The organism is Streptomyces sp. NPDC002640, assembly GCF_053592575.1.
Window position 1 is genome coordinate 116,886 of the sequence record NZ_JBSFVZ010000022.1, and the last position, 8,344, is coordinate 125,229.

Genomic DNA, 8,344 nt, shown 5'->3' on the forward strand with positions numbered 1-8,344 from the left:
TCCCGGATCCCCGGATCCCCGCGCCCGCCGGGCCGCTCAGCGCCGCTTGCGGCGGAGGAGGAGGCGGGGGAGGGCCGCCGGCACGGGCTCCCGCGTGGTGGCCGGTGTCGGGGACGGCACGGCGGCCAGGTCCCCCGAGGACGGGCGAAGGGCCTCACCCACCGGGGTGAGACGCAGGACGCGGCACTCGCGGGCCCAGCGCGCGGGCATCGCCTCGCCGTCCGCCGCGTTCAGCCGCTTGCCCTTCAGTTCGCCGACCGCCCCGTCCCACGCGGCGGTTCCCACGGCGACCTCCGCGACCGCGGCCCGGCAGGACACCAGCCGGCCGCCCTTGTCCTTGCTCCGCAGCGTCAGCACCGCCCGGCCGCCGTCGGCCAGTCCCGGCAGCGGCTGCTCCCCGGGCCCGTCGCCGACCACGCAGACCGCCCCGTCGTGCCACACGTGCCACAGCGCCCGCTCGGGACTCCCCTCACCGTCCCCCCGCACCCACACCAGCGCGGACTTCTTCGCGGCCTCCTCGACGAGGGCACGGTCGAACAGCTCGGTCGTCATGGCAGCAGCGTAGCGAGCCGCCCGCGCCGCGCTCAGAGCCAGCCGTTGCGCTTCAGGGTGCGGTGGATGCCCAGACAGATCGCCACCGTGATGCCCATGACCACGGGGTAGCCGTACTTCCAGCCCAGCTCCGGCATGTGCTGGAAGTTCATCCCGTACACCCCGCAGACCATGGTCGGCACGGCGATGATCGCCGCCCACGAGGTGATCTTGCGCATGTCCTCGTTCTGCGCCACCGAGGCCTGCGCCAGGTTGGCCTGGAGGATCGAGTTGAGCAGCTCGTCGAACCCGATGACCTGCTCCTGCACCCGGGCCACGTGGTCGGCGACGTCCCGGAAGTACTTCTGGATGTCCGGGTCGATCAGCCGCATGGGCCGCTCGCTGAGCAGCTGCATCGGCCGCAGCAGCGGGGCCACCGCCCGCTTGAACTCCAGCACCTCGCGCTTGAGCTGGTAGATCCGCCCCGCGTCGGTGCCCCGCGGGGCGCTGCCGCGGCGGCCGGGACTGAAGACCTCGGTCTCCACGTCGTCGATGTCGTCCTGCACCGCGTCGGCGACCGCGAGGTAGCCGTCGACCACGTGGTCGGCGATGGCGTGCAGCACCGCAGAGGGGCCCTTCTCGAGCAGCTCCGGGTCCTCCTCCAGCCGGCGCCGCAGGGCCCGCAGCGAGCCCTTGCTCCCGTGCCGGACGGTGATCAGGAAGTCCCGGCCGGTGAAGCACATGATCTCGCCGGTCTCGATGACCTCGCTGTCCGGCGTGAGCCGGTCGTGCTCGACGTAGTGGACCGTCTTGTAGACGGTGAACAGGCTGTCGTCGTACCGCTCCAGCTTGGGCCGCTGGTGGGCCTGGACGGCGTCCTCCACGGCCAGCGGGTGCAGCCCGAACTCGGCGGCGATGCCCGCGAATTCGTCCTGCGTGGGCTCGTGCAGGCCGATCCACACGAAGCCGCCGTCACGCCGGGCCGCGCGCATCGCCTCCTGCGGCTTCATCACGCCGTCGGTGGCGACGCGGTGCCCGTCCCGGTAGACGCCGCAGTCGACGACCGCGGACGGGGCGTCCGGGACGGCGAGGGCCGCCGGGTCCAGGGGGGCCAGCGTGGCGGCGCCCCGCCGGGAGGGCCGGATGCGGACCGAGCGCGCGACGCGCTCGGAGGGGCGGACCGCTGCGCGCAGGTCTCGGATCATCGACATGGCGGGCTCCTTCGCTTTCGGGCAACGAAAGGACGGACCGCCGACGGGTGAGCTCCCCCGGAACCCTGGGGGACGGGGACGTGCGGGTCGAAGGATCGGGCACGTCCGCGAAACGGGGAGCACCGCACCGTCGCGGCGTTCGAGCTTTCGTCGCTGATGCTGCGGATCGAGAAGATCGAAGAGATCAGGCGAACGAAACGAAGTGCTCTTCCCCGGCGCGTGGGGGTGTGCTGCCGCCACCGGGCCCGGAGGGCGGGCGGTGGACGTGTGGAGAACGCCGGAGCCGCGTCAGCGGCCGGAAGAGCGGGTGGTACTGCACGGTCGACTTCGGTCCATCGCAGCCCCACCTCCTCCGGCCGGTCCCTCGTGAGGGACGATCCATCCCCTGCGGGAGAGCGCGCAGGGGCAGCTCTCAGGGGGGTATGACTGGCGCCGGGACTCGATCGCGACGCTTGGCGTGCTGTCCCGAACTCCGGCAAGACTATCAGCCGAGGTGACTGTCAAGGTGTCCGCTTGCCCACTGCGGGTGAGTTCCGGACGAGTTCTATGCTCGCCGCATGGCTGATGTTCTTCCCCTGGTAGAGGCGCGTCTGCGGACGGCGCTGGGCGAACCCGACGCGCGGGCCGCGGTGACCTTCCTCGGCACGGACCGCGTCGAGGTGCTCCGCTTCACCGGGGAGGACGTCGTCCGCTACGCCACCCTGGGGATGTCCGCCCACCCCATGAACGACCCCACGGCGATGGTCGCGGACCCGGTGAGGGGACCGCGGGCGGAGCTGGTGCTGTCCGTGCGGCGCGGCCTCGCGGAGACCGACAAGGTGCTCCGCCCGCTGGCGGTGCTCGCCGCCTCTCCGCAGGTCGAAGGGGTGGTCGTGGCGCCCGGCGGGTCGCTGGACGTCGGTGAGCCGCTGTGGCCGGGCGCCCCCTTCACCTCCGTCCTGGTGGGCGAGCCCGGGGGACTGGTCGAGGACCTGGAGCTGGACGAGCCGCTGGACCCGGTGTCCTTCCTGCCGCTGCTGCCGATGACGCCGAACGAGGCCGCCTGGAAGCGGGTGCACGGCGCGCAGGCGCTGCAGGAGCGGTGGCTGGCCCGCGGCACCGACCTGCGCGACCCGGCGCGCCGGTCGGTCGCCCTCGACTGACCGCGGGCCGGTGGCGGCGGGGCACCACCGGTCACCGGGAGTGACGGAAGTCACCCGCAGGAGTGCCGCAGGAGTGCCCAACGGATGGCCGGATCCCGGCAGTTGGGGGTGACGGGCGACGCCGCGCCGGGCGGTCGGCGACCGGTGCGGCACAGCCCCGGCACAGTCTCGGCACGCCCACGGCACGGCCTCGGTACTCCCTCGGCACGCCCTCCGCCCGCCGGACGGGTGATCGTCCTTGACGCGGGCCGGTCGGGGGAGGACCGTGGGACCTTATGAGGGGCGAACCCAGTTGCCCGAAGTGCGGTGGCCGGGTCAGGGCTCCCGGACTCTTCGCCGACGCGTGGCAGTGCGACGCGCACGGACCGGTGCATCCGGTGCAGCCCGTGATCCCGCCCAGCGTCGAGGCCCTCGGTGTGGTGGTGCACCGCACCCGGGTCCCCGTCTGGATGCCGTGGCCCCTGCCGGTCGGCTGGCTCTTCACCGGTGTGGCCAGCGCGGGCGACGACCGCGGCGGAGGCCGTGCCTCGGCGGTCGCCTGCTCCGGTCCGGGGCCGCTCGGCGGGGTGGGTGAGCTCATCCTGATCGCCGAGGAGCTCGGCGTGGGCCTCGGCGCCCGGTACGCGGGCATCGACGGGCCCGACCCCGGCCCTCGCATCGACATCGGCAAGCCCGCCCAGGCCAAGGTGCACGCGGCCGGCCGCCCCACGCCGCTGTGGGTGGTGGACGGCGCGCCGGAGGACCGGGCGGTGTTCGCGGGCGAGGCCCTCGGCATGTGGCTGTGGGCGGTGGTCTGGCCCGAGCGGTCCGGGCTGCTGATGTACGAGGAACTGGTCCTCACCGACCTGCGCGAGGCGGGCGCGGAGATCGAACTCGTGCCGTGCGGCGCGCTGTCCCCCCGCCTCCTCGCCCCCTGACCTGGCGGTTCCGTACCACCCGCTCCCGCGCCGTGTCGCCTGCGGTGTCCTGGTCCCGTGGTCCCGGCGGCATCCGGGCGGCGGCTTCCCGGAGGCCCGGAGGGCCGGTGGGGCCCTCGTGGGGCGGGAGTCTGCGGAGGTAAGAGTCACCCACTCGGACGACCCCTTATCCTGGTGTTGCCCCGTCCGTGCAAACCCTCGTCCGCTGGAGTCGCCGTGCGCATCGACCTGCACTGCCACTCCACCGCGTCCGACGGCACGGACACCCCCGCCGAGCTGGTGCGCGCCGCCGCCGCGGCCGGGCTGGACGTCGTCGCGCTGACCGACCACGACACCACCCGGGGCCACGCCGAGGCGCTGGCGGCCCTTCCCGAGGGGCTCACCCTGGTCACCGGCGCGGAGCTCTCCTGCCGCTGGACCGAGCCCGGCGCGGACCCCGGCGACGGCATCAGCATGCACCTGCTGGCCTACCTGTTCGACCCCGAGGAGCCCGCGCTGCTCGCCGAGCGCGAGCTGGTGCGCGACGACCGGGTGCCGCGCGCCCGCTCCATGGTGGCCAACCTGCGCGACCTGGGCATCGACATCACCTGGGAGCAGGTCGCCCGCATCGCCGGCGACGGCTCCGTGGGCCGCCCGCACGTCGCCACCGCCCTGGTCGAGCTCGGCGTCGTCGACTCGGTGGACGAGGCGTTCACCCGGCACTGGCTGGCCGACCGCGGCCGCGTCTGGGTGCCCAAGCACGAGACCGACCCCTTCGAGGCGATCCGCCTGGTGAAGGCCGCCGGCGGGGTCGCCGTGTTCGCCCATCCCGGCGCCGCCAAGCGCGGCCGCACCGTGCCGGAGTCCGCGATCGCCGCGATGGCCGAGGCCGGCCTGGACGGCATCGAGGTCGACCACATGGACCACGACCCGGCCACCCGCGCCCGCCTGCGCGGCCTCGCCGCCGAGCTGGGCCTGCTGACCACCGGCTCGTCCGACTACCACGGCACCCGCAAGACCTGCGTCCTCGGCGAGAACCTCACCGACCCCGAGGTCTACGGCGAGATCATCCGCCGGGCCTGGGGCGCGTTCCCCGTGCCCGGCGCCGGCGGACCCGCCACCGCCTGACCCGGCCGGGCCCCCTCCGTCCCGCCGCGTCCGGGCCTGCCCGCATCCCCCCATCCCGCGCCGCGTGGCGCCGCGTCCTGCCCGGACCCGGCCCGACGGCGGCGTTCCGCACCATCCGCAAGGCCATTCACCGTGTTCGACATCGCCGTTTTCGGTTCCCTCTTCCTCACCCTCTTCGTGATCATGGACCCCCCGGGGGTCACCCCGATCTTCCTCGGCCTCACCGCCGGCCGGCCCGCGGCCGTCCAGAAGCGCATGGCGCTCCAGGCGGTGCTGGTGGCCGGCGGCGTGATCGCCGTCTTCGGCCTGCTGGGCCAGCGCATCCTCGACTACCTGCACATCTCGGTGCCCGCCCTGATGATCGCCGGCGGTGTGCTGCTCCTGCTGGTCGCGCTCGACCTGCTCACCGGCAAGACGGACGAGCCGCAGCAGACCAAGGACGTCAACGTCGCCCTGGTCCCGCTCGGCATGCCGCTGCTGGCCGGTCCCGGCGCGATCGTCTCGGTCATCCTGGCCGTGGAGAAGGCCGGCACCGTCGGCTCCCAGGTCGCCGTCTGGACGGCGATCCTGGCGATCCACGTGGTGATCTGGCTGATCATGCGCAACTCGCTGCTGGTGATCCGCGTGATCAAGGAGGGCGGCGTGGTCCTGGTGACCCGGCTGGCGGGCATGCTGCTCGCCGCGATCGCCGTGCAGCAGATCATCAACGGCGTGACCCAGGTGGTCCAGGGCGCCTGACCCGGCCCGCGTCCGCCGGACTCAGCACTGCGGCCCGGTGGGCAGCCTCCACGGGGGGAGGCTGCCCACCGGGCCGCGGTGGTCCGATGGTGTCGTCAGTCGTCAGTCGTCAGCCGTCAGTCGTTACGAGGCCGAGGTCTCGGCCGGACGGATCCAGAGGCGCTGGCCGATCGCCGCGGCCTGCTGGACGATTCCGTTGACGGAGGCGGCGTCCACGACGGTGGTGTCGACCGGCAGGCCGCTCACGTCGTCGAGACGCAGAATCTCGAAGCGCATGCTTCTCCCTTCCCACGTCGGTATGTACCGGGTACAACACCCGAACCGGGCGGGAAGATTCCCTAGCTAAGCAAAATTTTCGGCCGCCTAAGTATTGATCGGTTACCCACCTGGTCCTGGCCCATGTGCCGCCCAGGTATGAACCGGGTGAGACCGGTTGTGTCCGCTCCGTGACCACCGGGACAATGGGGACCGGTATGAATGACGACCTCGCGGCGCTGACCGCAAGCATCGAGAGCACCAACCGGATGCTCCAGCAGGTTCTCGCCACGGTGGTGAAGGCGCAGTCCGCGCCGCAGTCCACCCACGCGCTCTTCGTCGACGCGGGGTACCTCTACGCCGCCGCCGGGCGGCTGGTGGTGGGCACCGAGGACCGCCGGGCCTTCGAGCTGGACACCGAGGGCGTAATCGCCGCGCTCATCGACCGGGCCGCGCAGCTGTTCCAGGACAGCCGGCTGTTGCGGGTGTACTGGTACGACGGGGCCCGCCGGCGCATCCACACCGCCGAGCAGCAGGCCATCGCCGAGCTCCCCGACGTCAAGGTCCGCCTCGGCAACCTCAACGCCAACAACCAGCAGAAGGGCGTCGACGGGCTGATCCGATCCGACCTGGAGGCCCTGGCCCGCCACCGCGCCATCACCGACGCCGCCCTGCTCGGCGGGGACGAGGACCTGGTGCCCGCGGTGGAGGCCGCCCAGGAGTACGGCGCCCGGGTGCACCTGTGGGGCGTCGAGGCCCCGGACGGACGCAACCAGGCCGAGCCGCTGCTCTGGGAGGTCGACAGCCAGCGCACCCTGGACGTCCAGTTCCTCAAGCCGTACGTCTCCCGCCGGGTCACCGTCTCCCACGAGGCGGGCGCGCCCCGGCCGACCTGGGAGGACGTGCGGTTCGTGGGCGCCCAGATCGCCGCCCGGTGGCTGGCCGAGCGCGGTCCGGAACCCATGGACGCGCTCCTGGCGGAGCAGCCGTACCTGCCCGGCTCCGACGACCAGTCCCTGCTGGTCCAGGCGGAGGGGCTGCTCGGGTACTCCTTGCGCGGCCAGTCCGACCTGCGCAGGGCGCTCCGGGACGGCTTCTGGGAGCGCCTGCGCGCACAGCACTGAGCCTGAGCCCGCGCCCTAGCCCGAGTCGCCGCGGTCCCGTGCCCGTCCCCGTCCCGTGCGGCGGCGGGGCGGGTTCAGCCGGTGGCCGTCTCGTCCCAGAAGTCGGCGATCGCGCGGGCCGTCTGAGCCGGACGGTCCACGTTGGGGGAGTGCTCCGCGCCCTCGATCACGGTGCGCCGCGCGCCGAGCCGGCCCGCCATCTCGTCGAACTGGTCCATCGGCCAGACGTGGTCGTGCGAGCCGGAGAGCACGTGGCAGGGCAGCCCCACCCCGGCCAGCGCGTCGACCAGATCCGGTTCCTCGCACAACTGGCGTCCGGTGGCGAGGAGTTGCGCCGGACGGGTGTGGAGCCAGCGCTCCCGCAGCAGCGCCGTGTCGGGCTGCTCGGCCAGTTCCTCGGGCGCGGCGGTGGCCTCCATGGCCTGCATCACGTCCCACACCTGCTCCATCGACATCGACGCGAGCGCGCCGCGGAGCATGGTGACGCGCTGCTGCTGGGGCGCGGAGATGCGGGCGGGGCCCGAGGACATCAGCGTGAGGCTGAGGAACGGGGAGGCGTCCCTGAGCACGGCGGCGCGGGAGATCTGCCCGCCGAGGGAGTGGCCCAGCAGATGGACACGGGTCCCGGACTCCGCGGCCAGGAGGTGGGCCTGGGAGAGCAGGTCCTGCGCCAACTCCTCCCGTGCGTACGCCGTTTCGTCGTGGTCGGGGCCTTCGGACCGGTACTGGCCGCGGCCGTCGACGGCGACCGTCCGGTAGCCGCGGGCCGCCAGCGGGGCGTGCAGGGCGATGAAGTCCTCCTTGCTGCCGGTGTATCCGGGCAGCAGCAGGGCGGTGCCGCGGTGCGGGACGCCCGGGGCGGCGGGCATCTCGATCGCGGCGAACGCGCCCCGGGAGGTGGTGAGTCGGTACGCCCGCGCACCGGGCGGGGGAGTGAAGGTGTCGGGCCTGCTCATGGCGGTCAGGTTACCGAGCGGGTCCCGGAACGCCGACGGCCCGGCTCCCCGAGGGGAACCGGGCCGTCGGCGTCGCCGGGTGTCAGTGCTCGGCCGGCTGCGCGGCCTTGCGCGTACGGCGACGCGGCTTGCTCTCCGCCTCCTCGCCCGCCTGCGCGGGGATTCCGGCGGTCGGCGCGGCCTCGGCGGCCTTGCGCGTACGGCGACGCGGCGCGGCCTCGGCCGGGGCTTCGGCCGTGTCGACCGCGGTCTCGGCCGGGGTGGTGGTCTTGCGGGTGCGGCGGCGGGGCTTGGTCTCGGCCTCGGGGGCGTCCGTGGCGTTGTCCGTGACCTCCGCGGGGGCGGTGGTCTTGCGGGTGCGGC

9 protein-coding genes and 1 pseudogene are annotated in these 8,344 nt (G+C 73.6%); 5 read left to right on the top strand and 5 right to left on the bottom strand.

Annotated elements, in window-relative coordinates:
- Nucleotides 1-36: 36 nt before the first annotated feature.
- Together ACWD3O_RS26150 and ACWD3O_RS26155 are read right to left on the bottom strand one after the other, a co-directional pair.
- Nucleotides 37-552 (bottom strand): hypothetical protein, encoded by a 516-nt coding sequence (locus tag ACWD3O_RS26150; RefSeq protein WP_451417563.1) that lies wholly within the window; start codon nt 550-552, stop codon nt 37-39.
- A 32-nt stretch (nt 553-584) separates the two neighbouring features.
- Nucleotides 585-1,742, bottom strand: a complete 1,158-nt coding sequence (locus ACWD3O_RS26155) for a magnesium and cobalt transport protein CorA (protein ID WP_451410285.1) — start codon at nt 1,740-1,742, stop codon at nt 585-587.
- Between the two features lie 557 nt (nt 1,743-2,299).
- Here ACWD3O_RS26155 and ACWD3O_RS26160 point away from each other — a divergent pair.
- From ACWD3O_RS26160 to ACWD3O_RS26175, 4 genes are all read left to right on the top strand, one after another.
- Nucleotides 2,300-2,884, top strand: coding sequence for a suppressor of fused domain protein (locus ACWD3O_RS26160; protein ID WP_451410286.1), 585 nt, complete (start codon nt 2,300-2,302; stop codon nt 2,882-2,884).
- 275 nt (nt 2,885-3,159) lie between these two features.
- Nucleotides 3,160-3,801 (top strand): DUF6758 family protein, encoded by a 642-nt coding sequence (locus tag ACWD3O_RS26165; protein WP_451410287.1) that lies wholly within the window; start codon nt 3,160-3,162, stop codon nt 3,799-3,801.
- 216 nt (nt 3,802-4,017) lie between these two features.
- Entirely contained in the window at nt 4,018-4,908 is an 891-nt protein-coding gene (locus ACWD3O_RS26170; RefSeq protein WP_451417564.1) for a PHP domain-containing protein, read from the top strand.
- 132 nt (nt 4,909-5,040) lie between these two features.
- Nucleotides 5,041-5,646 (top strand): MarC family protein, encoded by a 606-nt coding sequence (locus ACWD3O_RS26175; RefSeq protein WP_451410289.1) that lies wholly within the window; start codon nt 5,041-5,043, stop codon nt 5,644-5,646.
- A 123-nt stretch (nt 5,647-5,769) separates the two neighbouring features.
- Here the strand turns inward: ACWD3O_RS26175 and ACWD3O_RS26180 are convergent, their stop codons facing one another.
- Nucleotides 5,770-5,922: a hypothetical protein gene (locus tag ACWD3O_RS26180; protein WP_356130353.1), complete on the bottom strand. Its 153-nt coding sequence runs from the start codon at nt 5,920-5,922 to the stop codon at nt 5,770-5,772.
- A 197-nt stretch (nt 5,923-6,119) separates the two neighbouring features.
- On the opposite strand from ACWD3O_RS26180, the gene ACWD3O_RS26185 reads away from it, so the two are divergent.
- Complete coding sequence (locus ACWD3O_RS26185; RefSeq protein WP_451410290.1) at nt 6,120-7,025, top strand: NYN domain-containing protein; 906 nt, start codon at nt 6,120-6,122, stop codon at nt 7,023-7,025.
- A 74-nt stretch (nt 7,026-7,099) separates the two neighbouring features.
- Here ACWD3O_RS26185 and ACWD3O_RS26190 read toward each other — a convergent pair whose 3' ends face one another.
- Together ACWD3O_RS26190 and ACWD3O_RS26195 are read right to left on the bottom strand one after the other, a co-directional pair.
- The gene (locus ACWD3O_RS26190) at nt 7,100-7,981 is read right to left on the bottom strand and encodes an alpha/beta fold hydrolase (protein WP_451410291.1); all 882 of its coding nucleotides are present in this window, start codon (nt 7,979-7,981) and stop codon (nt 7,100-7,102) included.
- Between the two features lie 82 nt (nt 7,982-8,063).
- Nucleotides 8,064-8,344: pseudogene (locus tag ACWD3O_RS26195) on the bottom strand (DEAD/DEAH box helicase); the annotation flags it as partial.

Excerpts from the sequence above, each read along its gene's own strand:
- ACWD3O_RS26150 (WP_451417563.1), bottom strand. The coding sequence starts at position 552 with ATGACGACCGAGCTGTTCGACCGTGCCCTCGTCGAGGAGGCCGCGAAG.
- ACWD3O_RS26155 (WP_451410285.1), bottom strand. The coding sequence starts at position 1,742 with ATGTCGATGATCCGAGACCTGCGCGCAGCGGTCCGCCCCTCCGAGCGC.
- ACWD3O_RS26160 (WP_451410286.1), top strand. The coding sequence starts at position 2,300 with ATGGCTGATGTTCTTCCCCTGGTAGAGGCGCGTCTGCGGACGGCGCTG.
- ACWD3O_RS26165 (WP_451410287.1), top strand. The coding sequence starts at position 3,160 with ATGAGGGGCGAACCCAGTTGCCCGAAGTGCGGTGGCCGGGTCAGGGCT.
- ACWD3O_RS26180 (WP_356130353.1), bottom strand. The coding sequence starts at position 5,922 with ATGCGCTTCGAGATTCTGCGTCTCGACGACGTGAGCGGCCTGCCGGTC.
- ACWD3O_RS26185 (WP_451410290.1), top strand. The coding sequence starts at position 6,120 with ATGAATGACGACCTCGCGGCGCTGACCGCAAGCATCGAGAGCACCAAC.
- ACWD3O_RS26190 (WP_451410291.1), bottom strand. The coding sequence starts at position 7,981 with ATGAGCAGGCCCGACACCTTCACTCCCCCGCCCGGTGCGCGGGCGTAC.